The 24,536-nt window shown below is 68.1% G+C and carries 25 protein-coding genes and 1 tRNA gene; 10 read left to right on the top strand and 16 right to left on the bottom strand.

Going from position 1 to position 24,536, the window contains the following annotated elements:
• Positions 1-26 precede the first annotated feature (26 nt).
• Together pheT and pheS are read right to left on the bottom strand one after the other, a co-directional pair.
• Positions 27-2,441: a phenylalanine--tRNA ligase subunit beta gene (gene pheT / locus JO391_RS11195; RefSeq protein ID WP_220660576.1), complete on the bottom strand. Its 2,415-nt coding sequence runs from the start codon at positions 2,439-2,441 to the stop codon at positions 27-29.
• A 534-nt stretch (positions 2,442-2,975) separates the two neighbouring features.
• On the bottom strand, positions 2,976-4,058 hold the full coding sequence (gene pheS / locus JO391_RS11190) for a phenylalanine--tRNA ligase subunit alpha (protein WP_220660575.1): 1,083 nt from the start codon (positions 4,056-4,058) through the stop codon (positions 2,976-2,978).
• A gap of 104 nt (positions 4,059-4,162) precedes the next feature.
• Here pheS and pgsA point away from each other — a divergent pair, with 104 nt between their 5' ends.
• From pgsA to JO391_RS11175, 3 genes are read left to right on the top strand one after another with little or no spacing between them, the layout of a single operon-like run.
• Positions 4,163-4,828, top strand: a complete 666-nt coding sequence (gene pgsA, locus JO391_RS11185) for a CDP-diacylglycerol--glycerol-3-phosphate 3-phosphatidyltransferase (RefSeq protein WP_220660574.1) — start codon at positions 4,163-4,165, stop codon at positions 4,826-4,828.
• Positions 4,825-5,073 carry a molybdopterin converting factor subunit 1 gene (gene moaD / locus JO391_RS11180; protein WP_220660573.1) on the top strand — a complete coding sequence of 83 codons (249 nt, stop codon included), beginning with the start codon at positions 4,825-4,827 and terminating at the stop codon, positions 5,071-5,073. Before pgsA ends, moaD begins: the two co-directional genes overlap by 4 nt.
• Before the next feature lies 1 nt (position 5,074).
• Positions 5,075-5,512 carry a molybdenum cofactor biosynthesis protein MoaE gene (locus tag JO391_RS11175; protein ID WP_220660572.1) on the top strand — a complete coding sequence of 146 codons (438 nt, stop codon included), beginning with the start codon at positions 5,075-5,077 and terminating at the stop codon, positions 5,510-5,512.
• Positions 5,513-5,524: 12 nt separating this feature from the next.
• Here JO391_RS11175 and JO391_RS11170 read toward each other — a convergent pair whose 3' ends face one another.
• Positions 5,525-6,697 carry an acetate/propionate family kinase gene (locus tag JO391_RS11170; protein WP_220660571.1) on the bottom strand — a complete coding sequence of 391 codons (1,173 nt, stop codon included), beginning with the start codon at positions 6,695-6,697 and terminating at the stop codon, positions 5,525-5,527.
• 175 nt (positions 6,698-6,872) lie between these two features.
• On the opposite strand from JO391_RS11170, the gene JO391_RS11165 reads away from it, so the two are divergent.
• Positions 6,873-8,132, top strand: a complete 1,260-nt coding sequence (locus JO391_RS11165) for a glutamate-5-semialdehyde dehydrogenase (protein WP_220660570.1) — start codon at positions 6,873-6,875, stop codon at positions 8,130-8,132.
• 3 nt (positions 8,133-8,135) lie between these two features.
• Here the strand turns inward: JO391_RS11165 and JO391_RS11160 are convergent, their stop codons facing one another.
• Positions 8,136-8,729, bottom strand: coding sequence for a histidine phosphotransferase family protein (locus JO391_RS11160; RefSeq protein WP_220660569.1), 594 nt, complete (start codon positions 8,727-8,729; stop codon positions 8,136-8,138).
• A 24-nt stretch (positions 8,730-8,753) separates the two neighbouring features.
• Between JO391_RS11160 and JO391_RS11155 the strand changes: the two genes are divergently transcribed.
• From JO391_RS11155 to olsA, 3 genes are all read left to right on the top strand, one after another.
• Positions 8,754-8,927 (top strand): DUF3553 domain-containing protein, encoded by a 174-nt coding sequence (locus tag JO391_RS11155; RefSeq protein WP_220660568.1) that lies wholly within the window; start codon positions 8,754-8,756, stop codon positions 8,925-8,927.
• A 178-nt stretch (positions 8,928-9,105) separates the two neighbouring features.
• On the top strand, positions 9,106-9,891 hold the full coding sequence (gene olsB / locus JO391_RS11150) for an L-ornithine N(alpha)-acyltransferase (protein WP_220660567.1): 786 nt from the start codon (positions 9,106-9,108) through the stop codon (positions 9,889-9,891).
• The gene (olsA, locus tag JO391_RS11145; RefSeq protein WP_220660566.1) at positions 9,888-10,709 is read left to right on the top strand and encodes a lyso-ornithine lipid O-acyltransferase; all 822 of its coding nucleotides are present in this window, start codon (positions 9,888-9,890) and stop codon (positions 10,707-10,709) included. Before olsB ends, olsA begins: the two co-directional genes overlap by 4 nt.
• A gap of 69 nt (positions 10,710-10,778) precedes the next feature.
• On the opposite strand, the gene JO391_RS11140 is transcribed toward olsA, so the two are convergent.
• The 7 genes from JO391_RS11140 to JO391_RS11110 form a co-directional block, all read right to left on the bottom strand.
• Entirely contained in the window at positions 10,779-11,546 is a 768-nt protein-coding gene (locus JO391_RS11140) for a hypothetical protein (RefSeq protein WP_220660565.1), read from the bottom strand.
• Between the two features lie 268 nt (positions 11,547-11,814).
• Positions 11,815-12,060, bottom strand: a complete 246-nt coding sequence (locus JO391_RS11135; protein WP_220660564.1) for a MoaD/ThiS family protein — start codon at positions 12,058-12,060, stop codon at positions 11,815-11,817.
• Between the two features lie 88 nt (positions 12,061-12,148).
• Complete coding sequence (locus JO391_RS11130; RefSeq protein WP_220660563.1) at positions 12,149-14,419, bottom strand: xanthine dehydrogenase family protein molybdopterin-binding subunit; 2,271 nt, start codon at positions 14,417-14,419, stop codon at positions 12,149-12,151.
• 1 nt (position 14,420) lies between these two features.
• Complete coding sequence (locus JO391_RS11125; RefSeq protein WP_220660562.1) at positions 14,421-14,897, bottom strand: (2Fe-2S)-binding protein; 477 nt, start codon at positions 14,895-14,897, stop codon at positions 14,421-14,423.
• The gene (locus JO391_RS11120) at positions 14,894-15,757 is read right to left on the bottom strand and encodes an FAD binding domain-containing protein (RefSeq protein WP_220660561.1); all 864 of its coding nucleotides are present in this window, start codon (positions 15,755-15,757) and stop codon (positions 14,894-14,896) included. The genes JO391_RS11125 and JO391_RS11120 overlap by 4 nt, the downstream gene beginning before the upstream one ends.
• Before the next feature lie 174 nt (positions 15,758-15,931).
• A complete protein-coding gene (locus tag JO391_RS11115; protein ID WP_259444673.1) occupies positions 15,932-16,765 on the bottom strand; it encodes a GNAT family N-acetyltransferase in 834 nt (277 codons plus the stop codon).
• A gap of 65 nt (positions 16,766-16,830) precedes the next feature.
• Positions 16,831-16,914: transfer RNA gene (locus JO391_RS11110), tRNA-Tyr, on the bottom strand.
• A gap of 135 nt (positions 16,915-17,049) precedes the next feature.
• Between JO391_RS11110 and rlmB the strand changes: the two genes are divergently transcribed.
• Both rlmB and JO391_RS11100 read left to right on the top strand, forming a co-directional pair.
• Positions 17,050-17,838, top strand: coding sequence for a 23S rRNA (guanosine(2251)-2'-O)-methyltransferase RlmB (rlmB, locus tag JO391_RS11105; RefSeq protein ID WP_220660560.1), 789 nt, complete (start codon positions 17,050-17,052; stop codon positions 17,836-17,838).
• 177 nt (positions 17,839-18,015) lie between these two features.
• A complete protein-coding gene (locus JO391_RS11100) occupies positions 18,016-18,438 on the top strand; it encodes a CoA-binding protein (protein ID WP_220660559.1) in 423 nt (140 codons plus the stop codon).
• Positions 18,439-18,456: 18 nt separating this feature from the next.
• Here the strand turns inward: JO391_RS11100 and JO391_RS11095 are convergent, their stop codons facing one another.
• The 4 genes from JO391_RS11095 to hisF all read right to left on the bottom strand — a co-directional run bounded on the left by JO391_RS11095 (position 18,457) and on the right by hisF (position 22,703).
• Positions 18,457-20,040: a GMC family oxidoreductase gene (locus JO391_RS11095; protein WP_220660558.1), complete on the bottom strand. Its 1,584-nt coding sequence runs from the start codon at positions 20,038-20,040 to the stop codon at positions 18,457-18,459.
• Between the two features lie 3 nt (positions 20,041-20,043).
• On the bottom strand, positions 20,044-21,438 hold the full coding sequence (locus tag JO391_RS11090; protein WP_220660557.1) for an aldehyde dehydrogenase family protein: 1,395 nt from the start codon (positions 21,436-21,438) through the stop codon (positions 20,044-20,046).
• A gap of 198 nt (positions 21,439-21,636) precedes the next feature.
• Positions 21,637-21,945, bottom strand: a complete 309-nt coding sequence (locus tag JO391_RS11085; RefSeq protein ID WP_220660556.1) for a phosphoribosyl-ATP diphosphatase — start codon at positions 21,943-21,945, stop codon at positions 21,637-21,639.
• Positions 21,942-22,703 (bottom strand): imidazole glycerol phosphate synthase subunit HisF, encoded by a 762-nt coding sequence (gene hisF / locus JO391_RS11080; RefSeq protein ID WP_220660555.1) that lies wholly within the window; start codon positions 22,701-22,703, stop codon positions 21,942-21,944. Before hisF ends, JO391_RS11085 begins: the two co-directional genes overlap by 4 nt.
• A gap of 128 nt (positions 22,704-22,831) precedes the next feature.
• Here hisF and JO391_RS11075 point away from each other — a divergent pair, with 128 nt between their 5' ends.
• Complete coding sequence (locus JO391_RS11075) at positions 22,832-23,779, top strand: hypothetical protein (protein WP_220660554.1); 948 nt, start codon at positions 22,832-22,834, stop codon at positions 23,777-23,779.
• Here the strand turns inward: JO391_RS11075 and hisA are convergent.
• On the bottom strand, positions 23,731-24,447 hold the full coding sequence (gene hisA, locus JO391_RS11070; RefSeq protein WP_220660553.1) for a 1-(5-phosphoribosyl)-5-[(5-phosphoribosylamino)methylideneamino]imidazole-4-carboxamide isomerase: 717 nt from the start codon (positions 24,445-24,447) through the stop codon (positions 23,731-23,733). The two genes, JO391_RS11075 and hisA, sit on opposite strands and share 49 nt — an antisense overlap.
• Between the last annotated feature and the right edge of the window lie 89 nt (positions 24,448-24,536).

The following is a 24,536-nucleotide window of genomic DNA, read 5'->3' as shown; positions in this document are numbered from 1 at the left end:
GCCCCGGCGAAAGCCGGGGCGCAGGGTCAACTGCGCAGGGTGCCGCCGGTGGCCTTGGTGACCTTTTCCACGATCCTGGTGGAAACCGCCTCGATCTCGGCTTCGGTCAGGGTGCGGTCGGCGGGTTGAAGGCGCACGGTCAGGGCGATGGATTTCTTGCCCGCGCCCATCTGCGCTTCGGCCTTCTCGCCGGTGAACTGGTCGAAGACGCGCACCGTCTCGATCAGCGCCTTGTCGGCACCGAGCGCGGCATTCACCGCCACCAGCGTTTCCACGCCCTTGTCCACCACGAAGGCGAAATCGCGTTCCACCGCCTGGAAGTCGGGGGCCACCAGCGCGGTGCGGGTGGGCGACTTGACCTTGGGCTGCGGCACGGCGGAGACCATCACGGTGAAGGCCACGGCGGGGCCCTTCACATCCAGCGCGGCAAGCACGCGGGGGTGAACCTCGCCGAAGACGGCCATGGTGTTCGGGCCAAGCCCGATCACGCCCGACCGGCCCGGATGCCACCAGCCCGGCGCCTTGCGGCTGATCTGCGGACGGGCTGGCGCGCCAAGCGCGGCCAGCACCGCCTCGGCATCGGCCTTGGCGTCGAACACATCCACCGGACGGCGCGAGCCATAGGGGTCACGCGGGGCGGTGGCGCCGACCAGAAGCCCGGTGGCGTGCAGAGTCTGCTCGCCCGGCTCGCCGCCCGAGAAGACCGGGCCGATTTCGGCCAGAGCCAGATCCATGAAACCGCGGGCCTGGTTGCGGGCCGCGGCGCGCAACAGGCCGGGCAGCAGGTCGGGGCGAAGATGCGTCATTTCCGAAGATATCGGGTTTTCGACCCGCACCGCCTCGGACCCGCCGCCGAACAGCTGAGCCGCCGTCTGGTCGATGAAGCTGTAGGTCACGCATTCGTTGTAGCCGAGCCCGGCAATCTGGCGGCGGGCCGCCTTTTCGCGTTGTTGCAGCGGCGTCAGGATCGGTCGCGGCACGCCCGGCACGGCGCGGCGCAGCGGCTGGCCTTCCAGCTTTTCCAGGCTGGCGATGCGGGCCACCTCTTCCACAAGGTCTGCCTCGCCCTGCACATCGGGGCGCCACGAGGGCGGCACGGCCATGTCGCCCTGCATGGTGAAGCCAAGGGCTTCCAGCGTTCTGCGCTGTTCGGATTCGGGGATGCCCATGCCGACGAGGCTGACCACGCGCTCGGGGTTCAGCCTGTAGGCGCGGGTCGTGTCGGGCACGGCGCCATCGGCGACGACATGCGAGGGCTCGCCGCCGCACAGGTCGATCACCATTTGCGTTGCCAGTTCCAGCCCCGGCAGGGTGAAGGCCGGGTCAACGCCGCGTTCAAACCGATAGCGCGCGTCGGAATTGATCTTCAGCGCGCGGCCTGTGGCGGCGATGGTGATCGGGTCCCAGTAGGCGCTTTCGAGAAAGACGTCGGTCGTCTCTTCGGTGCAGCCGGAATGTTCGCCGCCCATGATGCCGGCAAGTGATTCCGGGCCAGCGTCATCAACGATGACTATCTGCCCGGGGCGCAGTGCATAGGTCTTGCCGTCCAGTGCCAGCAGGTCCTCGCCGTCCTTTGCCATGCGGATCGTGAGGTTTCCCTTCACCTTGGCGGCGTCGAAGACGTGCAGCGGACGGTTCAGGTCATGGGTGAAGAAGTTGGTGATATCGACCAGTGCCGAGATCGGGCGCAGGCCGATGGCCTTGAGCCGGGCCTGAAGCCAGGCGGGCGAAGGGCCGTTCTTCACGCCACGGATCAGCCGGCCGGCGAACAACGGGCAGCCCTTTGCGGCATCGGGGGCGATGGCGACCGAGATGGGTGAGGCGAAGCGGCCTTCGACCGGCGACACCTCTTGCGGTTTCAGCACGCCCAGGCCGCGCGCGGCCAGATCGCGGGCAATGCCGCGCACGCCAAGCGCATCGGGACGGTTCGGGGTGATCTTGACCTCGATGAGCGGGTCGTTGAGGCCCCGGTAGTCGATGAAGCGCATCCCCAGGGGGGCATCCTCGGGCAGTTCGATGATGCCGTCATGGTTGTCCGACAGCATCATTTCTCGTTCGGAACAGAGCATCCCGTTCGATTCCACGCCGCGGATGACGCCGGGCTTCAGGTCCACGCCGGTGCCGGGCACATGGGTGCCGGGCGGCGCGAAGACGCCGATCAGGCCGGTGCGGGCGTTGGGCGCGCCGCAGACCACCTGGATTTCCTGCGGCTTCGAGCCGGGGCCATCAGGATAGGTTTCGACCCGGCAGACGCGCAGGCGGTCGGCATTGGGGTGCTGCACCGCCTCGATCACGCGGCAGATGCGGAAGGCGCCCAGCGTTTCGGCCGGGTTTTCCACGCCCTCGACTTCAAGGCCGAGGTCGGTCAGCGCGGCAAGAAGCACGTCCAGCGGCGTGTCTGTGTCGAGGTGGTCTTTCAGCCAGGACAGCGTGAATTTCATCTTTGGCCCCGTATGCAGGCAGGTTGCGCAGGGCATTAGCGGGTTTGCTGCGGAAGGGGAAGAAGCAGCCGCAACGACTCACCCCAGGGTTGCTGTGCGGGGCGATTCTTCAACTGTGTCAGCATTGCGGCGGTTTCCGGACCGGAAACGGCTTGTCTATGGCAGAACCGGGCTTTCACCTTCGGGAAAGTGCCACATTGTGCTACACCGTTGCCACAAAGGTGCCGCATTGACGAGTGGACGAGATGGACGAGTGGTTGGTGGTACCGGCAGATCGTGAGACGCCCAGGGTGGGGCGGCTGGTTCTGCTGATGGGCCTGACAGTGCTGCTGATGATGTGCCTGCCAGGCGTGTAACGGTGCCTGTTCTAGATCGGTTTTGTGGCGAGTGAGGGTGTGGTGTCGGCTTGGCGCCGATGGTCTGGCCGGGGGGGCCTGGGCGCAACAACATTTGGACGGTGTGTTTTCAGTTCGGACGGAGGTGCGTGTGCCGCCCTCCGTCCATTTGTTTTCTTGGTCGGCTCAGACCGCCGCCTCAGCGGCTGAGGCCGCCCGGCAGGTCCGGCAGGTCCAGCGCGGCAAAGCCATAGTGGCGCAGCCAGCGCAGGTCGCTTTCGAAGAAGGCGCGCAGGTCGGGGATGCCGTATTTCAGCATGGCGATGCGGTCGATGCCCATGCCGAAGGCGAAGCCCTGCCACTGGTCTGGGTCGACCCCGGCTGCAGCCAGAACCTTCGGATGCACCATGCCGGAGCCGAGGATCTCTAGCCAGCTTTCGCCCTGGCCAATCTTGAGCTGGCCGCCTTCCCAGGAACAGCGGATGTCGACTTCGGCCGAGGGTTCGGTGAAGGGGAAGTGGCTGGCGCGGAAGCGCAGTTCGACCGAGGGCACCTCGAAGAAGGCGCGGCAGAATTCCTCCAGCACCCATTTCAGGTTGGCCATCGAGATGTCTCGGTCGATGGCCAGGCCTTCGACCTGGTGGAACATGGGCGTGTGCGTCTGGTCCATGTCCATGCGGTAGACGCGGCCCGGCGCGATGACGCGGATGGGCGCGCCGCGGTCGGCCATGGCGCGGATCTGCACCGGCGAGGTGTGGGTGCGCAGGACATGCGGCGGGCGGTTGTCGCCCTCGGCACGCGCCATGAAGAAGGTGTCATGTTCCTGCCGGGCGGGGTGTTCCGGTGGGATGTTCAGGGCGTCGAAGTTGTACCAGTCGCTTTCGACCTGGGGGCCTTCGGCGACCGAGAAGCCCATGTCGGCGAAGATCGCGGTCAGTTCGTCCATCACCTGGCTGACCGGGTGGATGGTGCCCATGCGGCGCGGGCGGCCGGGCAGGGTGACATCCAGCCATTCCTCGCGCAGGCGGGCGTCCAGCGCGGCATCGGCCAGGGCGGCCTTCTTGGCGCGAAGGGCGGTGTCGATCTCGTCCCGCAGAAGGTTCAGGCGGGCGCCTGTGGCTTTCCGTTCCTCGGGGTCCATCTTGCCGAGCGTCGCCATCAGCGCCGAAATCTCGCCCTTCTTGCCAAGCGCGGCAAGGCGCACCTCTTCCAGCCGCGCCTCGTCGCCGGCGGCGCCGATGGCGGCAAGAAACTTCGACTTCAGGTCGTCATGGCTGGTCATGGCGCTGTGCCCCGGCTGGTTCCGTGCGCGACCTAGCAGGCAAGGGGCGGGAATGCAAACCGTCGCCCCTTTCCCTGATTGCCTTGCTGGGCTATCGCTTGCACATGAAATGGACACTTCCGAACATGCTGACCGTCCTGAGGCTGGTTGCGGCCCCGGGCGTGGCGCTGATGTTCCTGTATTTCCATCGCCCCTGGGCGGACTGGTTCGCGCTGACGCTGTTTGTGATCGCGGCGGTGACGGATTGGTTCGACGGCTATCTGGCACGGCTGTGGAAGCAGGAATCGAAGTTCGGTGCGGCGATGGATCCGATTGCCGACAAGGCGATGGTGGTGATCGCGCTGGTCATCATCACCGGATATTCCGGCATGAACCCCTGGCTGATCCTGCCGGTCACGGTGATCCTGTTCCGCGAGGTCTTCGTGTCGGGCCTGCGCGAGTTCCTGGGCGACAAGGCGCATCTTCTGAAGGTCACGAAGCTGGCCAAGTGGAAAACCACCGCGCAGATGATCGCCATTGCCGTGCTGTTCCTGGGCACGGGGCTGGAGCATCTGGAGGGCATCTGGCGCCAGGGCATGACGCCCGAGCAATATGCCGGGCTGGTCAGCCAGGGCCTGGCAGACCCGATCCGGTCCTGCGGGCTGCGCGGCTGTTCGTCCTATGCCACCATGGCCGGGCTCGCGCTGATCTGGCTGGCCGCGATCCTGACGGCGATGACGGGCTGGGAATATTTCGCCAAGGCGCTGCCGTTCCTGAGGGACGAGAAATGATCGAGGTGCGCTATTTCGCCTGGCTGCGCGAGCGCATCGGCGAGCGGGCGGAGCAGGTGGACACCACCGCGGCCACGGTGGCCGATCTGGTGGATGAACTTGCGGCGCGCAGCGAGGGTCATGCGCTGGCCTTTGCCGACCTGAAATCGCTGCGCGTGGCGCTGGATCAGCAGATGGCGGGTTTCGATGCGCCGCTGGCCGGCGTGCGCGAGGTGGCCTTCTTTCCGCCGATGACCGGGGGCTGAGATGCGTCTGTCGGTCCAGGAGGCGCCCTTTGATCTGGGCGCGGAAAGCGTCGCCTTCGCTGGCAGCGTGGCCGGGGCAGGGGCGGTTGTCACCTTCACCGGCATCGTACGCGGCGATGGCGGCCTGACCGCGATGGAGATCGAGCACTACCCTGGCATGACGGAACGCGCGATCCGCGCCATCGCCGAAGAGGCCGTGGCGCGCTGGCACCTGACGGATGCGCTGGTGATCCACCGCCACGGGCGGCTGGCCGTGGGCGAGCCGATCATGATGGTCGCCACCGCCGCGCCTCATCGCGGCGATGCCTTTGCCGCGGCCGAGTTCTTGATGGACTACCTGAAATCCCGCGCCCCCTTCTGGAAGAAGGAAATCGGCCCCACCGGCGAAGCCTGGGTGGCCGCGAAGGACGAGGACGAGGCGGCGCTGAAGCGCTGGTAGCGTCAGGCCGCGTCAGACCAGGGCGCGGGCGGCGCGGGCAATCACCAGTTCCTCGTTCGTGGGCATCACCAGCACGGCCACCGCCGCGCCCTCGGGCGAGATCATGCGCGCATGGGCGGCATTGCATGCCGCATCGGCCGCGATGCCCATCCAGCCCATGCCCTCGCAGACGCGGGCGCGGATCGGGGCCGAGTTCTCGCCGATGCCACCGGTGAAGACCAGCGCGTCTATCCCGCCGAGCGCCGCCGCCATCGAGCCAAGCTCGCGCTGAAGGCGCGCCACGAAATAGGCGATGGCCTCTGCCGCCGCGTCGGTGCCGGCGGCTTCCAGCCTGCGCATGTCGTTCGACAGTCCGGACAGACCCAGTAGGCCGGACTGGCGGTAAAGGAGGTCCGAGATCTGCCCGGCGCTCATCCCTTCCTGATCCATCAGGTAAAGCAGAACGCCGGGGTCGATCTGGCCCGGCCGCGTGCCCATGGCCAGCCCGTCCAGCGGTGAAAACCCCATGGTGGACGCGATGGAGCGGCCGCCCATCATGCCGCAGATCGAGGCGCCGTTGCCCAGATGCGCGACGACCACCCGCCCCGCGGCAAGGCCGGGGGAGATGCGGGCCAGTTCGCCCGCGATGTAATCGTAGCTGAGGCCATGAAAGCCATAGCGCCGCACGCCCTTGTCATGGAAGCGGCGGGGCAGGGCGTAGGTGTCGTTCACCCAAGGATGGCCGCGGTGAAAGGCGGTGTCGAAACAGGCGACTTGCGGCACGCCGGGAAAGGCCGCCATCGCCGCCCGGATGCCCGACAGGTTGTGCGGCTGGTGCAGGGGCGCGAAGGGGGCATAGCGCGCCAGTTCCTCCAGCAATGCGGGGGTGACGCGGGCGGGCGCGGCATGGTCGGGGCCGCCATGCACCACGCGGTGCCCCACGGCGGCAAGGTCAAGGTCGGGGAAGCGGGCGGCGAGGCTGGCAAGAATGGTGGCCAGCGCAGCCTCGTGGTTGGACAGGTCGCCCGCCAGCGCCGGGATCGCCGCGCCCGTGGCATCCTTCAGCGTCAGCGTCCCGTCCGGCCCGATCCGGTCGGCCAGACCCGTCGCCAGTGCCGCGTCGCCCTGCATCGGGAACAACCCGACCTTAAGCGAGGAGGATCCCGCGTTCAGCGTCAGCACCGCCCGCGTGCGATCTGCCGTCATCCCCATTCCCGTTTGTCCCGATCCTGCGGCGTTGTCTGACCATGGCACCCGGCGGGGCGACAAGGCAACCGCGCGCCGGTGTTCTTTCCCTTCAGCGCCCCGCCGTGTAGAACACTCCGGAAACCGGCCGCCCCGGATGTGAGCAGGGCCGGTCGTTTCGGCAGGAGAACGCAAGATGGACGGACAACTGACCGACATGATGGCCAGCATCGGCGCGCGGGCACGGGAAGCGGCGGCCGAGCTTGCCTTTGCTTCGTCGGAACGCAAGGCCGCGGCGCTGGTCAGCGCGGCGGCGGCGGTCTGGGACCGGCGGCAGGAGATTCTGGATGCCAACTGCCTTGACCTGGACTTCGGGGCGGAAAAGGGCCTGAGCCCGGCCATGATGGACCGGCTGAAGCTGGACGAGCACCGGGTGCGCGGCATCGTCGACGGCCTGCGCTCCATCGCCGAGCAGCGCGATCCCGTGGGCCGCGTGCTGGCCGAATGGGACCGCCCGACCGGCCTGCACATCCAGCGCGTGGCGACGCCCCTGGGCGTGATCGGTGTGATCTATGAAAGCCGGCCCAACGTGACCGCCGATGCCGGTGCGCTGTGCCTGAAGGCCGGCAATGCGGTGATCCTGCGCGGCGGTTCGGAAAGCTTCCATTCCTCGACCGCGATCCATGACTGCATGGTGCAGGGCCTGCGCGAGGCTGGCCTGCCGGAAGCCGCGATCCAGCTGATTCCCACGCGCGACCGCGAGATGGTGTCCGAGATGCTGCGCGCGACGGAATGGATCGACGTCATCGTGCCGCGCGGCGGCAAGGGCCTCGTGGGGCTGGTGCAGCGCGAGGCGCGGGTGCCGGTCTTCGCGCATCTGGAAGGCATCTGCCATGTCTATGCCGACAAGGATGCCGACCTGGAGAAAGCCCGCCGCGTGGTCTTGAACGCCAAGACGCGCCGCACCGGCATCTGCGGGTCGGCGGAATGTCTGCTGATCGACTGGCGGTTCTACACCCAGCACGGCGGCGTGCTGATCGAGGACCTGCTGAAGGCTGGCGTCGAGGTGCGCACCGAAGGCGAGCTTCTGAAGATTCCCGGCACGGTGAAGGCCGCGCCCGACGATTTCGGCCGCGAGTTCCTGGACATGATCATCGCCGCCAAGCTGGTGGACGGGGTGGACGAGGCCATCGCCCATATCCGCAAATACGGCAGCCAGCACACCGAGGCGATCCTGACCGAGAACGACGCGGCCGCCGAACGCTTCTTCCAGAGGCTGGACAGCGCGATCCTGCTGCGCAACGCCTCGACCCAGTTCGCCGATGGTGGCGAATTCGGCATGGGGGCCGAGATCGGCATCGCCACCGGCAAGCTGCATGCCCGCGGCCCGGTGGGAGCCGAGCAGCTGACCAGCTTCAAGTACCTTGTCACCGGCGACGGGACGATCCGCGCCTGAGCCTCAGAACGAGAGCCGCACCTGCGCGGGCCCCAGATCGGTGGTCAGCCGTCTCTGCATGCGGCGCAGTTCTTCCGCGGCCAGCAGGAACTGCACCTCCGACGCGCCCACTTCCGGCCCCGCTGCGGGATCGACCAGAACCGCCCACAGCGCCGGATCGATCTTCAGCCGCGGTCCCGCCGCCTCGATCCGCCATTTCGCCCCGTCTTGTGCCACGGTGATGCGGCCGCCGGCGGGCAACACCGTCTCCAGGCACTGGATCAGCAGAAGGATCAGCTTCACGTCGCGCCGCGCCAGGTCTGTCGCGCTGGTCCAGTCCACCGCCAGCCGGCCCCGCCGGCCCAAGTCGGCCAGGATCGCCGTCACCTCGCCCCGGGGAACGCGCTGGTCGCCGGACGAGGCGCCGTAGGCGAGGCGGAAAAACCGGATGCGTGCGCTGGCATGGGCCACGCTTTCGCTGATCAGCGCGACCTCCGGCCCGTCGCTTCCCTGCAGCGAAAGAAGTTCGACCCCGTTGCCGATGGCGCCGATCGGGCTGATAAGGTCATGGCAGATACGCGAGCCAAGAAGGGCGGCGAGATCGGGCTTGTCGGACATTTGGCTTCCTGGACCGGGACAGACATGAACGCATTACTCGAACCGGGCATGTTCGTGCGGCACCCGGCCCGCCCCGACTGGGGGCTGGGCCAGGTGCAGTCGAACACCGGCAGCCGCGTCACCGTGAACTTCGAACACGCCGGAAAGGTCGTGATCGACAGCACACAGGTCACGCTGGAGCCGGTTTTCCTGCCCTGAGCCAAGCTCTGCGCTGGAAAGCGTTAATCAACCGTGAATTGTATGTTCACATGACGATTTCGTGGCACGGATGCGGCGGCGGCGCCCGTGACGGCTCCCCTGGTTGCCAAGCCGTGCCGCACCGCCTAAACCCGTCAGCGCCGGCGGGTCGCCCGCCGACCGGGGAAGCGAGGGAAGGATGATCACGGAAGACGCTGCCCTTTCGCTGCGGCTGGCGCGGGACGACCGCGACATCGCGGCGGCCCAGAGGCTGCGCTATGCCGTCTTCATCGAAGAGCTTGGCGGCTCGGGCGCGCTGGTGGATCACGAAAACCGGCTGGAGAAGGACGAGTTCGATCCCTGGTTCGACCACCTGATCCTGGTCGACGGCCGCCGCGATGCCGCCGCGCTGGACGATGTGGTGGGTGTCTACCGCCTGCTGCCCGGCGACCGCGCGCGCGAGTTCGGGCGCTTCTACTCAGAGGGCGAGTTCGACCTGACCGCGCTCAAGACTTCGGGCCGTCGGCTTCTGGAGCTTGGCCGGTCCTGCGTGCATCCCGATTACCGGGGCGGGGCGGCCATGTTCCTGCTGTGGAACGCCTTGGCCGACTATGTGCTGGACCGCGACATCGAGGTGATGTTCGGCGCGGCCAGCTTCCACGGCACAGATGTGCAGGCGCTGGCGCAGCCGCTGTCCTACCTGCACCACAATCACCTGGCGCCGCCCGCTCTGCGCGTGACCGCCCGACCGCCCCATGCGGCGCGCATGGACCTGATCGCGCCCGAGGCGCTGGACCGCAAGGCCGCGATGGCCGGCACGCCCGCGCTGATCAAGGCCTATCTCCGCCTCGGAGGATTTGTCGGCGACGGGGCCTGGATCGACCGCGCGTTCAACACCGTCGATGTCTGCCTGGTGATGGATACCGCCGCCATGTCCGAACGCCACCGCGCCTTCTATGTCCGCAAGGCGGGCCGCGCGGAATGACCACCTGGAACGAGGGCCAGATCGACCTGCCGCGGCCGGGCCCGGCGGGCTGGCTGCGGGTGGTGCTGCGCGGCACGGCGCTTGGGCTTGTCACCTATGGCGGGCTGGCGCTCCTACTGATCCTGCGCCTGATCGAGGCGCCGCTCTTTGCCCCGCGCCGCCCCCTGACCCCCTGGATCACGCAAGCCGTGTGCCGCACGGCCTTCCGCATTCTGGGGCTGGGCTATTCGGTCACCGGCCGCCCGATGCCGCACAAGGGCGCGGTCGTGGCGAACCATGCCTCGTGGCTGGACATCTTCACCCTGAACGCCTGCCAGAACGTCTATTTCGTCTCGAAATCCGAGGTCGCGGGCTGGCCCGGAATCGGTTGGCTGGCGCGGGCCACCGGCACCGTCTTCATCACCCGCAAGGGGACCGAGGCCAAGGTGCAGCAGCAGATCTTCGAGAACCGCCTGCGCGCCGGCCACAAGCTTCTGTTCTTCCCCGAAGGCACCTCGACAGACAGCCTGCGCGTCCTGCCCTTCAAGTCCACGCTCTTCGCCGCCTTCTACACCCATGGGCTGCAGGCCGAGATGCATATCCAGCCGGTGACGGTGATGTACCACGCGCCCAAGGGCGCCGATCCGCGCTTCTACGGCTGGTGGGGCGACATGGACTTCGGCCCGCACCTCCTGGTGACGCTGGCCGCCCGCCCGCAAGGCCGGGTGGAGGTGATCTTCCACGAGCCGGTGAAGGTCTCTGACTTCCCCGACCGCAAGGCGCTGGCCGCGCATTGCGAGCGGGTCGTCAAGGCGGCGCATCGGCTTGCGCGGGACTAACGGGCTGGTCTGCACGACGCAAACGAGGTGGGCCGGAGCTTCGAGTCCTTGGCGATGGACAAGAATAGATCAGCGAGAAAGCAACTCCGAAAATAGTTCATCTTCCGAAGGAATAGTCCTCCGGCAAAGTATAGCACGAACAGTATCCTTCAACAGGTCCCAAGCGCGCATCCATTGCGTAACGTCCGCGGCGTCAATCTTTCCATGAGTTATTCCGCTTCTGTCTTGGTAGCTCTTTTTCGCCCTTGCGTAGGTTTCCTGGCGCGCTGCGACAGGACCACATAACTCGGCCAAGGATAGAGACATCCTGAACGATAGCTCCGGACCCTTTCCGAACACTGACTCAAGTGCCTGCCAAATGTGTAGAACCGATGATGCCCTGTCGGGCATCAAAGGTGCCTTCGCGACGGCAGAGCGCAGCGTCGCGGCTTTGAGATGTCTGGCTTCGATCTCTTGCCAGACTGCCGCCGTCCCAGCTGCCTTGACAAAAGTCTCTACATCAATACTGCTAGAGTAGCGGCCGGTTTCGCCCTGCAGTATTGAAAGACAGAGTTCATTTGGCCAGCCTTCCACTCGCGAATCTTTAGCTGTAATACCAGTGCGCAAACCCTCCGGGAGTTTGTCGCGAAGAAGGCTAGAGCTACGATAATTGATCCCTGCATACTCGTTCAGGGAATGACTTGTCGCAAATGGAGCGACTGTTGGTTGGGCGTCGCTTACGTACAGCATTGTCTGGAAGATTTCGAGCAGCTTCTTTGCTTCCGGATGATCCGCAGCATCTACTGAGATCTCGAGATTAACGCTTGGCAGGAATATTTGCATCAGTTCCGCAGACATGCGTATCGGATGCTTCTCAGCTACAAGCGAATAAAGGTCGAAAGCAGAGACGTCCCAACGACGCGGATGCAAGCCGAAAGGAGGGAAGTGAACCCCCTCCGACGAAGAAGGGGCCCAAAACAGATGGGGAAAATAAAATTGTGCCATAAGCAAACCTTACAGCAAGATCACCGGCGCTGAGAAGCATCGCTGCCATGGAAGAGGTATTTCTTGGCAGCCTAGCCGACCTTGACCAATCTTTGCGCAACCGGGGATACGAGAAAAACCGCTACCCGCCCTGCATGTAGGGCATCAGCACCACTTCGCTGTCCGGCTTGATCGGCGTGAACCAGGCCTCGCGGTAGACCAGCCCGTCCACCGCCACGGAAACCCCGCGCGCGATTTGGGGTTTCAGTCCCGGCCAGGTTTCGCCCAGGCGATCCAGGAGCTCGCGGAAGTTCCGCGCCTCGACCTGCACCACCTCCTGCCCGTCGGCAAAGGCCCGCAGCGATCCCCAAAGCTTCACGGCGACCACGTCCCGCTCCCCGCTTGATCTTGGCCCAAGTACCCCACGGGGGGCGCGGGGGGGGTGAAACCCCCCGCTGCACCGCCCGCCAAGAGCGTCACCCCTTGGACAGGATCGCCTCCAGCACCCGCGGCGGCGACATCGGCAGGCGGTTCAGCCGCACGCCGGCGGCGCGGCTGACCGCGTTGGACAGCGCGGCGAGCGGCGGCACGATGCCGGTCTCGCCCACGCCGCGCACGCCATAGGGATGGCCGGGGTTCGGGATCTCCAGGATCACCGCGTCGATCATCGGCAGGTCGCTGGCCACCGGGATGCGATAGTCCAGGAAGCCCGCGTTCTGCAGCCGGCCATCGGCGCCATAGATGTATTCCTCGTTCAGCGCCCAGCCGATGCCCTGCACCGCGCCGCCCTGCATCTGGCCTTCGACATAGTCGGGATGCACCGCCTTGCCCGCATCCTGGAATACGGTATAGCGCAGCACCTTGGTCGCGCCGGTGTCCGGGTCCACCTCGACATCGGCGATATGCACGCCGAAGCTGACGCCCGCGCCATCCGCGTTGAACTCGTGGTGTCCGGCAATCGGCCCGCCGGTCTGGAACGACACCGCGGCGATTTCGGCCAGCGTCAGGGGCGGGAACTGCCCGGCATTCGGACCCGAGGGCCGCGCCGCGCCATCCACCCATTCCACGGCCTCCTCGTCGATACCCCAGATCGCCGCCGCCCGGCGGCACATCTTCTGGATGGCATCCCGCGCCGCCTTGATGGTGGCCAGCCCCACGGCAAAGGTCACGCGGCTGCCGTCGGTGATGTCGTTGTGACCCAGCGAGGCGGTGTCGGCCACGATGGTGCGCACCTTCTCGAAGGGAACGCCCAGCTCTTCCGCCGCCATCATCCCGATCGAGGCGCGCGAGCCGCCGATGTCGGGGTTGCCTTCGGTCACGCTGACCGTGCCATCGGTGTTGATGTTCAGCGTCACGCAGGTGTTGCCGCCGAAGTTGAACCAGAACCCGGCGGATATGCCCCGCCCCTGGTTCGGGCCAAGCGGCGCCTTCAGGTGCGGGTGCGCCTTCGCGGCCTCCAGCGTGGCGATCAGGCCGATGTCGTCGAAGGTCGGGCCATAGGACGACCGCGTGCCCTTCTTCGCCGCGTTCTTCAGCCGCACCTCCAGCGGATCGAGGTTCAGCTTCTGGCATAATTCGTCGATCACGCTTTCCACCGCGTAGATCGCCTGAGGCGCACCCGGCGCGCGATAGGCGCTCTCCTTGGGGCGGTTGGTCAGGGCGTTCCAGCCGAAGGTGCGCACGGCCTTCAGGTCATAGGCGGCAAAGGCCGCCTGCGCGCCCATGTCCACCGTGGCATTCGGGAAGGCCCCGCCGGAATAGCGCAGATGCGAGGAGGCGGCGGTGATGCGGCCGTCCTTCGTCATGCCGATCTTGACATCCATCGAGGTCGAGACGGTCGGTCCCGTCGCCTTGAACACCTCGTCGCGCGTCATCACCAGCTTGACCGGACGCCCCGCCTTGCGCGACAGCGCCAGGGCCACCGGCTCGATGAAGATCGAGGTCTTGCCGCCAAAGCCGCCACCGATTTCCGAGGCGGTGACGCGCAGCTGGCTCGCCTCCATCCCCAGGATTTCGGCGCAGACGCTGCGCACGTTGTACTGCCCTTGGGTGCAGCACCACAGGTCGGCCTTGCCGTCCGCCGTCATCGAGGCGAGGCAGGCATGCGGCTCGATGTATCCCTGGTGCGTCGCCGCCGTGGTGAAGCTGCGCTCCACCACCACATCGGCCGCCTCGAAGCCCGACTCCAGGTCGCCGTGGCCGAATTCGCAGTAGTGCGTGACGTTCTCTGACATGCCGCGTTGCACGGTCTCTTCGACCCGGCCGGACAGCACCACCGGAGCGCCGGGCTTCATCGCGGCGTCCACGTCGGTCACATAGGGCAGCACGCGGTATTCGACCTTGATCAGCTTCAGCGCGGCCTTGGCCACTTCGGCGCTGACCGCGGCCACGGCGGCGACGGCATGGCCGTCATACAGCACCTTGCCGCGCGCCAGGCAATTGTCGCGGATGTCGGCCAGCGGCGAGGAATCCTCGCCGATGTCGATGATCGTGTCGCCGACCGGGCCGAAATCGCGCCAGGTTACGACCGCCTTCACGCCCGGCAGCGCCTCGGCGGCCGATGTGTCGATGGACAGGATCTCGGCATGGGCATGGGGGCTGCGCAGGATCTTGGCCACCAGCATGCCGGGGGCACTGACATCGGCGCCGTATTGTGCGCGGCCCGTGACCTTGTCCACGCCATCGGGGCGGGGCGGGCGGGTGCCGACGACCTTGAATTCACGCTTGGGCTGGTTGTCCAGGGCCATCTCACGCGCTCCTCATCTGGGCCGCAGCGGATTGCACCGCGCGGATGATCTTGTCATAGCCGGTGCAGCGGCACAGGTTGCCGGCCAGCCAGAACCGCAGTTCCTCGTCCGTAGGCTCGGGGTTCTGGTCCAGAAGCGACTTGGCCGCGACCAGGATGCCCGGCGTGCAGATGCCGCATTGCAGGGCGGCGTGGTCGATGAAGGCCTGCTGCAGCACGGTCAGCGTGCCGCCCTCTGCCATGCCTTCCACGGTGCCGACCTCGGCGCCTTCGGCCTCTGCCCCCAGCACCAGGCAGGAACAGACCAGCCGCCCGTTCAGCGTGACGGAACAGGCGCCGCAATCTCCGGTGCCGCAGCCTTCCTTGGTGCCGGTCATGCCCAGCCGGTTGCGCAGCACATCCAGCAGCGATTCATCCGGCGTGCAGACGAAATCCACGGCATCGCCGTTGATCTTGGTGGAAACGGCGATGGTCTTCACTTCATGCCTCCCGCGCGGTTCAGCGCGATGATCGCGGCCCGGCGGGCAAGAACCCCGGCCACATGGGTGCGGAACTGCACGGTCCCGCGCTTGTCGTCGATGGGCGAACAGGCGGCGCTTGCCGCCGCGGCCAGCGCAGTCAGCGCGGCCTCGTCCAACCGCGTGCCGACGATCGCCGCAGCCGCCGCCTCGACAAGCCGCACGGTCGGCGCCACGGCACCCAGGGCCACGCGGGCCGAGGTGACCTTGCCAGACCCATCCAGCACCAGCGACACGCCGGCCGAGGCCACGGCGATGTCCATCTCGGTGCGGGGGATGAAGCGCAGATAGGCGTCCGAGGCGTTCGCGGGGCGCGCGGGCAGGAAGATCGAGGTGATGAACTCGCCCTTCGCCAGCGTCGTCTTGCCCGGTCCGGCCGGGACGGCCAGCACGGGCACGTCGCGCGTGCCATTCGGTCCCTGAACGCGCGCCGCCGCATCCGCGGCCACCAGCGCCGGCACGGAATCGGCCGCCGGCGAGGCGTTGCACAGGTTGCCGGCCATGGTGCAGCGCCCCTGCACCTGGGTCGATCCGATCAGGTTCGCGGCCTCCACCACGCCCGGCCACATCGCGCGCAGGCCCGCATGGGCCTTCAGCTCGGCCCCCGCCACCGCCGCGCCCACGCGGAACCCGCCCGCCTCGGCCAGGATGTCGCGGATGCCCGGAATTGCCTTGATGTCCACCACCAGGTCGGGCTCGACCATGCCCGCCTTCATCTGCACCAGAACGTCGGTGCCCCCGGCAAGCACCCGGGTCACCCCGGTCTCGCCCGCCAGCAAGGCCGAAGCCTCCGCGGCGCTTGTCGGTTTTGCGTAACGCATCCCGAAATGTCTCCCTGTCTGGCCACGGCCGCCGCATTGCGGTGCCGCGTTATCGCTGGTTGTCCGGATCCAGGCCGGAGCCCTGTCGTCCCGGCATGCCCGCGTCATCGCGGGCGGCGGTCACGACATGCCGCCTCCACCTTCGCGCGAAGTCCCGCCACTGGCAAGACCGGCTCAGCCCAGTTCCATCGTGGCGATGGCCTGCACCCGCCCGTCGCCTTGCGGCGGCGGGCCAAGGGACATGCGCGCCGTCTGAAAGACCGGGGCGAAGTCAAGCTCCTGCAAGCGGTCGCGCAAGGCCGCGCTGGTGGCCGGCAGGTCGATGGCGACCGTGTCGCAGGGCAGGGCGGCCAGCGCGGCGCGCACCAGCCGCATGGCCAAATCGGCATCCGGCGCGATCACCGGCCCGATCTTTGCCCCCGACCGACAGGCGCGGATGGTGGCAAAGCCGCCGCCCTCTGCCAGCATGACAGACTGGCGCCCGGTCTCCGGTTCCAGCCAGCGCGACAGGAAGCGCGCCCGCTTCACCCCGCCCGAGGCCGCATCCAGCGAAACCAGCGCGTCCACATCCCCCGGCCCTACGGGGCGAATCGCGCGGTCCGTCGCGCCCGCCAGCCGCCCGGCAAGCCGCGTGGTCGCGCCCTGCAGCACGAAGCCGGACTTGGCATAATTCGCCTGCTGCGCCGCCACGCCATCCAGTCCCACCGTCCGGTTGCCGGCATGGGCCAGCGCATGATGCCATAGCGCAAGGCCGATGCCCCGGCCGCGCCAGTCCGGCAGGCAAAGATAAAGTCCCAGAAAGGCATGGCGCTCATCGTGATTGACCACCGAAATCGCGGCCACCGGCCGGCCCTCGGCTTCGGCCAGGAAGAACCCGTCCGGATCGGTGGCATGAAAGGGCAGGGCATCGCCCAGCCCAGGGTTCCACCCCTCGGCCGCCGCCCAGTCCAGGATCAGCCCCAGCTCATCAACCGTTGCCGTCCGCAGCCTCACGTCATCGCGCATCATGCCGCGATCCTGCGAAGCGCAAGGCACAAAGGCAAGCCGCCTGTCTGACTGGATTTCGGTAAGGATGGTGGGCGACCCTGGAATCGAACCAGGCACGAGTCGCCTCGGCGGAGTTACAGTCCGCTGCCGCACCTTGCAGCACGTCGCCCACTGGCCGGGGGGAATACTCGCGCGGGCAGGGGGCGTCAAGGGTGGATCGGCCTGCCTTGTCCCGCCGTCCGATCCGCCTTTCGCCTTGCGCCCGGACGCCCCCTCTTCCATCTTGGCGCGCAAAGGGAACCAACATGAAAACCGGCACGAAAAAGCCCGACTGGGTGATCGAAAAGGAACGCGGCAAGCGGGACGAGGCGCGGGAAACCGTCTGGCTCTTCGGCATCCATGCCGTGCGCGACGCTCTTCTGAACCCCGACCGGCAGAAGCTGCGCCTGGTCCTGACCAAGAACGCGGCCGACCGGCTGGGGGATGCCGTGGCCGAGGGCGGGCTGGAGCCCGAGATCGTGGAGCCACGCAACTTCCACGTACCCATTGACGAAGGCTCGGTCCACCAGGGCGCCGCGCTGGAAGTGAAGCCCTTGAACTGGGGCAAGCTGGAAGACGTGGCCATCTCGGGCCGGGGCGGTCCGCTGGTCGTGCTCCTCGACCGCGTGACCGACCCCCACAACGTCGGCGCTGTCCTGCGCTCGGCCGAGGTGTTCGGCGCCCGCGCCGTCATTGCGCCCCGCCACCATTCCGCCCCCGAAACCGGCGCGCTGGCCAAGACCGCCAGCGGCGCGCTGGAACGCCAGCCCTACCTGCGCGTCACCAACCTGTCCGAGGCGATGGAGACGCTGCGCGACATGGGCTACTTCCTCATCGGCCTGGACGGGGCGGCGCCGGTTGCCCTGGCCGAGGCGGTGGCCAGCGCCGGCACCCGGCCCATCGGCCTTGTCATGGGCGCCGAAGGTCCCGGCCTGCGCGAGAAAACGCGCGAGACCTGCGACATCCTGGCCCGCATCCCGTTCACAGGCGAGTTCGGCTCGCTCAACGTCTCCAACGCCACCGCGGTTGCGCTCTACGCCGCCTCGTCAAGATGACACCGGGTTCACGAAAGCGCGACCACGTCTTTAATTCCGCGCTAGGGATTTTAAGTCACATAGCGAAGGACGGAACCGGAACCCCCGTCCCTCAGTTCACTGTCCCTCGTTCCGCGACTTGCGCCTGGCTCCCCAAGGACCAGGCGCTTTTTCTTTCCTCCCATCGCAGGCCCGCCCATGTCCGTGACCGATGACGACATCCGCGACATCCTCACCGAAACCCGCGTGATCGCGCTGGTCGGCTGGTCGCCCAACCCGGCGCGCCCCAGCCATGGCGTCGCGCGTTTCCTGGCGGCGCATGGCTACCGCGTGATCCCGGTCAACCCCGGACAGGCCGGCGGCATGGCGCTTGGCGAGCGCATTCGCGGCTCGCTGAGCGAGATCACCGAACCCGTGGACATGATCGACATCTTCCGCCGCCCCGAGGCCATCGGTCCCATCGTGGATGAGGCGCTGGAACGGTTCCCCGAACTGAAGACGGTCTGGATGCAGCTTGGCCTCTTCCACCCCGAAGCCGCCGCCAAGGCCCGCGCCCGCGGCATCCGCGTGGTGGAAAACCGCTGCCCCGCCATCGAATACCCCCGCCTCATCGGCGCCTGAGGCCGATGCCGGGCCGCATCAGTCCCGCCGAAGCATCATCTCCGCCACGTTCTCGGCCATCGCCATCACCGGCGCATTGGTGTTGCCCGCGATGATCGCCGGCATGATCGAGGCATCCACCACCCGCAGCCCCTCGACGCCCCGCACCCGCGCCGCCTCGTCCACCACCGAGCCGTCATCCAGCCCCATCCGGCACGACCCCACCGGGTGATAGATCGTCTCGGCCTGCCGCCGGATATGGTCCATCAGCGCCGCATCCGATTGCGCCTGCGGCCCCGGCGACACCTCGCCCGCCAGCATCCCCGCCAGGGGCGCCGCCGCCAGGATGCGCCGCGCCATCCGCACGCCCGCGAGCAGCACGCCCTCATCCTCCGGCGCGCTCAGATACCCCGCCTCGATCCGCGCCGCCGCCCGCGGGTCCGGAGAGGCCAGACCGATCCGCCCCCGGCTCTTCGGCAACAGGTCGCAGACATGCAGCGTCACGCCAAAGCCCCAGCTCGTCTGCCGACCGTGGTCGCGCAGATAGGCGGGCAGGAAATGGAACTGCAGGTTCGGCCGGTCCCGCCCGGCGTCCGAGCGGGCAAAGGCCCCGGCCTCGGCGACGTTCGAGGTCAGCTCCCCCTCGCGCCGCCGCCCATAGGCCCAGCCCGCCCGCACCAGCCGCGGCAGGAAGGCCGGCGCCACGCCGATCGCCACGCGGCCCTGGTCCTTCGCCATCACCGTCACGTCCAGATGGTCGGCCAGGTTCGCCCCCACCTCCGCCCGGTCCGCCAGCACCGCGATGCCCATGCGGCTCAATTCCGCCCCCGGCCCGATGCCCGACAGCATCAGAAGCTGGGGCGAGTTCACCGCCCCCCCGCAGAGCACCACCTCGCCGCCCGGCCTCAGCCGCAAGTCGCGCCCCGCCAGCCGCACCGCCACGGCGCGGCGGCCCTCGAACAGCACCCGTTCCACCTGCGCCCCGGTGAGCACCTCCAGATTCCGCCGCCCGCGCACTGGCTCCAAGAAGGCCCGCGCCGCGCTGAACCTTTGGCCGTTTTTCTGCGTCACCTGGTAGAGCGCCGCGCCCTCCTGCGCCGCGCCATTGAACTCGCCCAGCACCGGCAACCCCACCGCCCCCGCCGCTTCCACGAAAGCCCGGCTCAGGGGATTGGGCGCCCGCAAGTCCTGCACCGAAAGTGGCCCGCCGACCCCATGATGCCCATCGGCTATCGCGCCATTGTCTTCCAGCCGCAGGAACAGCTCGCGCATCCGCGGCCAGTCCCACATCGGCCCTGCCGCGCGGCCCCAGCCCCGGTAGTCCTCCGGATGCCCCCGCATGTAGATCATCGCGTTGATCGAACTTGACCCGCCAAGCGTCATGCCCCGCGGCCAATAAAGCCGCCGCCCCGCCAGCGCCGGCTCCGGCTCGGTCGCATAGCCCCAGTTCACCCGTCGGCTCCGTGCCAGAAGCGCCAGCCCAAGCGGGATGTGGATCAGCGGGTTGCGGTCCTTGGGCCCCGCCTCGATCAGGCAGACCCGCCGCGTCGGATCGGCCGACAGCCGGTTCGCCAGAACGCAGCCCGCCGAGCCCGCGCCAACGATGATGATATCATGCTCCATCACCTACCCCAGCATCCGCCGCGCCAGACCGATCAACCGTTTCACGCCCGCCGTATAGGGCGGAAACACCGCAGGCAGCGCGGAAAAGCGGTTTGCCAGCACCGCGCGCTCATGGCTGAAGGCGCGAAAGCCGTGCTCCCCATGCGCCGCGCCAAGGCCCGAATTGCCCACGCCGCCAAAGGGCAGGCCGGCATGGCTGAACTGCACCACCGTCAGGTTCACCCCCACGCTGCCCGATGTGGTGGCCCCCACCACCCGGTCCACCCGCGCCCGGTCGCGGTCGAAGACGTACAGCGCCAACGGCTTCGGTCGCGCGTTGATGCGGGCGATTACCTCGGCCTCGTCGCGGTAGGTCATCACCGGCAGCACCGGGCCGAAGATTTCCTCGCGGTCGATCTCCATCTCGGGCGTCACCGCCTCGAGCAGGGTCGGCCCCATCGCCCGCCCGTCTTGCCCGCCGTCCAGCACCACCCGCGCGCCCTTGGCAACCGCATCGCGCACCAGCCCCGCCAACCGGGCGGCATGGCCATCGTTCACGATCCGCGCCAGATGCGGGCTGCTGGCGCCGGCGCCATAGGCCCGCGAAATCCGCGCGCGCAGCTTGCCCAGAAAGGCGTCCTTCACCGTCTCGTGCACGAACAGATGATCCGGCGCGATGCAGGTCTGCCCGGCATTGGCGAACTTGCCGAAGGCAATCCAGGCCGCCGCCCGGTCAAGATCCGCCCCCGGTCCCACGATGCAGGGCGACTTGCCGCCCAGTTCCAGCGTGACCGAGGCCAGGTGCTTCGCCGCCGCCGCCATGACGATCCGCCCGACTGCCGGGCTGCCGGTGAAGAACACATGGTCGAAGGGCTGGTCCAGCAAGACCTCTGCCACCTCCCGCCCGCCTTCGATCACCGTAACCAGATCGGGCGGAAACGCACCGGCCACCAGCCGGGCGATCAGGGCCGAGGTCGCGGGCGTCATCTCCGACGGCTTGATCACCGCCGCGTTGCCCGCGGCCAAGGCCGAGATCAGCGGACCAATCGCCAGAAGGAAAGGGTAGTTCCAGGGCGCGATGATCAGGCAGGTGCCCCTTGCCTGCGGCACGATGCGTGCACTTGTGCCAAGGGTGTTCAGCGACCCGCCCACCCGCCGCGGCGCCATCCAGGCCCGCAGGTGCCGCCGCGCATGGCCGATCTCCTGCAGCACCGGCAGGATCTCGGTCAGCACCGTCTCGGGGGCCGGCTTGCCGAAATCCTCGCGTAGCGCCGCAAGGATCGTCGCTTCCTCGGCCTTGACCGCCGCTGCCAGCCGCTCCAGCGCCGCGCGCCGTTCGGCCATGCCAAAGGTCAGGCGTCGCGCGTCATTCCCCGCGCGCAGCGCCGCCACCCGTGCCACGATGCCGTCCCTGTCCATGCCACCCGCTCCGCTCCGGATGCCTCGCCGCCTTGATACGACGTCGGGCGGGCTTGGATACCCCGCAACAGCAGTGACGCAGCGTCGGCTTCCGGCTTCCGAAGGGGCAGTGGCGCGGCGAATCCTTAACGATTCATGAAGTCCGAGCCGCAACTCATTGAATTCATTGGTTGCGAAAAGCGTCCGAGCTCGGACGCCTCAGCGCGAGGCCTTTTCCTCGATCCCCGAGGTGCCCTCGCGCCGGGCCAGTTCGGCCTCGACCTCGGCCAGCGTCACCCCCCGGGAGGCCAGCATCACCAACAGGTGGTACAGCACATCCGCCGCCTCCGAGGTCAGCCGCGCCCGGTCCCCCTTCACCGCCTCGATGATCGCCTCGACCGCCTCCTCGCCGAACTTCTCGGCACATTTCTCCGGCCCCTTGGCCAAGAGCTTGGCAGTCCAGGACGTTTCCGGATCCGCCCCCCGCCGCGCCTCGACGGTCGCCGCCAGCCGCTCCAGCGCGCTCATGACAGCCGCACGGGAATGCCCGCCTCCGCCATCCGCGCCTTGGCCTCCCCGATGGTGTAGGTCCCGAAGTGGAAGATCGAGGCCGCCAGCACCGCCGAGGCATGGCCCTCCAGCACGCCCTCGACCAGGTGGTCCAGGTTTCCCACCCCGCCGCTGGCAATCACCGGGATCGCCACCGCATCGGCAATCGCCCGGGTCAGCGGGATGTTGAACCCCTGCTTGGTGCCGTCGCGATCCATCGAGGTCAGCAGGATCTCGCCCGCCCCCCTGGCCGCCACCGTGCGGGCAAATTCCACCGCGTCGATCCCGGTGGGCTTGCGGCCCCCATGGGTGAAGATCTCCCACCGCCCCGGCGCCACCGTCTTGGCATCCAGGGCCACCACGATGCACTGGCTGCCGAACCGGTCCGCCGCCTCGGCCACCACATCCGGGTTCGCCACCGCGGCCGAGTTGAAGCTGACCTTGTCCGCCCCCGCCAGCAGCAGCGCCCGCACATCCTCGGGCGTCCTGACCCCGCCGCCCACCGTCAGCGGCATGAAGCACTGCTCCGCCGTCCGCGTGACCAGGTCGAACATCGTGCCCCTGTTTTCATGCGTGGCATGGATGTCCAGGAAACACAGCTCGTCCGCCCCCGCCGCGTCATAGGCGCGGGCCGCTTCCACCGGATCGCCGGCGTCGATCAGGTTCACGAAGTTCACGCCCTTCACCACGCGGCCATCGGCCACGTCCAGACAGGGGATGATGCGGGTCTTCAGCATGGGCGGGCCTTTGCGCCGGGCGGTTCCTGTTAGCCCGATCCGCCGGCCGATGACAAGCCGCCCCACCGCCGGCTATGCACGGACGGGCCCGCGTGACAGGTTGGTCGCGGTCGTCACCGGTGGAGCCCATGCACAGCCTTCGCTTCCTCGCCGCCTCGCTGTCGCTTGGGGTCATCGGGTTCTACGGGTCCGAGGCGCTGTTCTGGACGGTGCCGCCCGCGGGCCTGCCGGCCCTGCAGGTCGCGGGACAGGCGCTGCTGACCGTGCTCGTCTACGCGCTCTGCGCCGCCACCGGGCTCTCGGTCGTGCTCGCCAGCGGCTGCGGCGGCTGGCGGGGCGTCATCCTGGGCGGGGCATTGATGGGGATTTCCGTCGAAGGCGCGGTGGTCTCGACCATGTACGATGCCTTCCCGGTACAGCTGGTCTGGACGCCGCTGGCCTGGCACAGCCTGCTGACGGCGGGGATCGTCTTCGCTGCGTCAAGATGGGCCGCCGCCGGCCCGCTCTGGCGCCAGATCGCCGTTCTCGTCCTATCCGGCCTGGGGTTCGGCTTCTGGGGCGGCTACTGGGTCACCGAGCGGCCGGGGCTTGCCTTGACCGGCCCTCTGCCCAGCCTCGTCTACCTGGGGGCCGCTGCCGCGCTGGCCGTCGCCGCGCAGATCGCGCTGGACCGGCTGCAACCGCTGCGCCTCCCGCCACGTCCCGTGCTGTGGGCAGCCCCGATGCTGGTGCTTCTGATATGGCTGGTGCAGTCGGCGCTGGCCCCCGCGCCGCAAAGGCTGGCCGGTCCGGTCATGGCCCTGGTCACGGCCTGGTCCATGTTCCGCCTGGGGAGGGGACAGGTCGCAAGCCTCGGACCCGCCGCCCCGGCCTGGCGCCACGCCCTTGGCATGGCCCTGCCGCTGATCGCCGCGCCCGTTGCCGCCGCGCTCTGGTCGAGCGAAGAGCCGATCCCCACGAACCTGATCGTGCTGGCCATCACCGCGCCCGCCGGGCTTGGCCTGTGGCTCTGGCTTCTGTGGCGGGCCTACCGCAGCGCCGCCAGCGCCCCGCGCAAATCCAGCGCGCCGTCATAAAGCGCCCGGCCCGAGATCGCGCCCGCGATCACGCCGGAATCGCGCAGGGCCAGCAGATCCTCCAGCCGCGACACCCCGCCCGAGGCAATCACGGGGATGGACACGGCCTGTGCCAGCGCCACGGTGGCTTCGATGTTCGGGCCCTGCATCGCGCCGTCGCGGTCGATGTCGGTGTAGATGATCGCCGCCACCCCCGCATCCTCGAAGCTGCGGGCAAGATCCACCGCCATCGTTTCGGTCTCGTCCGCCCAGCCATGGGTGGCGACCCGGCCCTTGCGGGCGTCGATCCCCACGGCGATCTTGCCGGGGAAGCTGCTGCAGGCCTCGCGCACCAGTTCGGGCTTGTCCACCGCGACCGAGCCCAGAATGACGCGAGATAGCCCCTTTTCCAGCCACATCCCGATGGTGGCAAGGTTGCGGATGCCGCCGCCAAGCTGGCAGGGCACGGAGACGCGGGCAAGGATCGCCTCGACTGCCGCGCCATTCACCGGGTGCCCGGCAAAGGCGCCATCCAGGTCCACGAGATGCAACCACTCGCACCCCGCCGCCTCGAAGGCTGCGGCCTGGGCCGCCGGGTCCTCGCCGAACACGGTGGCGGCCGCCATGTCGCCGCGCAGCAGGCGCACGCATTTGCCGTCCTTCAGGTCGATGGCCGGATACAGGATCATGATGCCCCCCAAGGCTGGTCGCCATTCCATTGCCACGACCATCCGCCGATGCCAAGACGACAGGTAACCGCAGTCGTGACCCAGCGTCA

It is taken from the genome of Neotabrizicola shimadae (genome assembly GCF_019623905.1).
In the GTDB taxonomy this organism is placed as follows: domain Bacteria; phylum Pseudomonadota; class Alphaproteobacteria; order Rhodobacterales; family Rhodobacteraceae; genus Neotabrizicola; species Neotabrizicola shimadae.
Note: the sequence above shows the minus strand (reverse complement) of the source record. Positions and strands in the feature narration are given on the sequence as shown.

Coding starts and splice junctions, on each gene's coding strand:
- pheT (WP_220660576.1), bottom strand. CDS start 2,441: ATGAAATTCACGCTGTCCTGGCTGAAAGACCACCTCGACACAGACACG.
- pheS (WP_220660575.1), bottom strand. CDS start 4,058: ATGACCAGCCATGACGACCTGAAGTCGAAGTTTCTTGCCGCCATCGGC.
- pgsA (WP_220660574.1), top strand. CDS start 4,163: ATGAAATGGACACTTCCGAACATGCTGACCGTCCTGAGGCTGGTTGCG.
- moaD (WP_220660573.1), top strand. CDS start 4,825: ATGATCGAGGTGCGCTATTTCGCCTGGCTGCGCGAGCGCATCGGCGAG.
- JO391_RS11175 (WP_220660572.1), top strand. CDS start 5,075: ATGCGTCTGTCGGTCCAGGAGGCGCCCTTTGATCTGGGCGCGGAAAGC.
- JO391_RS11170 (WP_220660571.1), bottom strand. CDS start 6,697: ATGACGGCAGATCGCACGCGGGCGGTGCTGACGCTGAACGCGGGATCC.
- JO391_RS11165 (WP_220660570.1), top strand. CDS start 6,873: ATGGACGGACAACTGACCGACATGATGGCCAGCATCGGCGCGCGGGCA.
- JO391_RS11160 (WP_220660569.1), bottom strand. CDS start 8,729: ATGTCCGACAAGCCCGATCTCGCCGCCCTTCTTGGCTCGCGTATCTGC.
- JO391_RS11155 (WP_220660568.1), top strand. CDS start 8,754: ATGAACGCATTACTCGAACCGGGCATGTTCGTGCGGCACCCGGCCCGC.
- olsB (WP_220660567.1), top strand. CDS start 9,106: ATGATCACGGAAGACGCTGCCCTTTCGCTGCGGCTGGCGCGGGACGAC.
- olsA (WP_220660566.1), top strand. CDS start 9,888: ATGACCACCTGGAACGAGGGCCAGATCGACCTGCCGCGGCCGGGCCCG.
- JO391_RS11140 (WP_220660565.1), bottom strand. CDS start 11,546: ATGTCTGCGGAACTGATGCAAATATTCCTGCCAAGCGTTAATCTCGAG.
- JO391_RS11130 (WP_220660563.1), bottom strand. CDS start 14,419: ATGGCCCTGGACAACCAGCCCAAGCGTGAATTCAAGGTCGTCGGCACC.
- JO391_RS11120 (WP_220660561.1), bottom strand. CDS start 15,757: ATGCGTTACGCAAAACCGACAAGCGCCGCGGAGGCTTCGGCCTTGCTG.
- JO391_RS11115 (WP_259444673.1), bottom strand. CDS start 16,765: ATGATGCGCGATGACGTGAGGCTGCGGACGGCAACGGTTGATGAGCTG.
- rlmB (WP_220660560.1), top strand. CDS start 17,050: ATGAAAACCGGCACGAAAAAGCCCGACTGGGTGATCGAAAAGGAACGC.
- JO391_RS11100 (WP_220660559.1), top strand. CDS start 18,016: ATGTCCGTGACCGATGACGACATCCGCGACATCCTCACCGAAACCCGC.
- JO391_RS11095 (WP_220660558.1), bottom strand. CDS start 20,040: ATGGAGCATGATATCATCATCGTTGGCGCGGGCTCGGCGGGCTGCGTT.
- JO391_RS11090 (WP_220660557.1), bottom strand. CDS start 21,438: ATGGACAGGGACGGCATCGTGGCACGGGTGGCGGCGCTGCGCGCGGGG.
- JO391_RS11085 (WP_220660556.1), bottom strand. CDS start 21,945: ATGAGCGCGCTGGAGCGGCTGGCGGCGACCGTCGAGGCGCGGCGGGGG.
- hisF (WP_220660555.1), bottom strand. CDS start 22,703: ATGCTGAAGACCCGCATCATCCCCTGTCTGGACGTGGCCGATGGCCGC.
- JO391_RS11075 (WP_220660554.1), top strand. CDS start 22,832: ATGCACAGCCTTCGCTTCCTCGCCGCCTCGCTGTCGCTTGGGGTCATC.
- hisA (WP_220660553.1), bottom strand. CDS start 24,447: ATGATCCTGTATCCGGCCATCGACCTGAAGGACGGCAAATGCGTGCGC.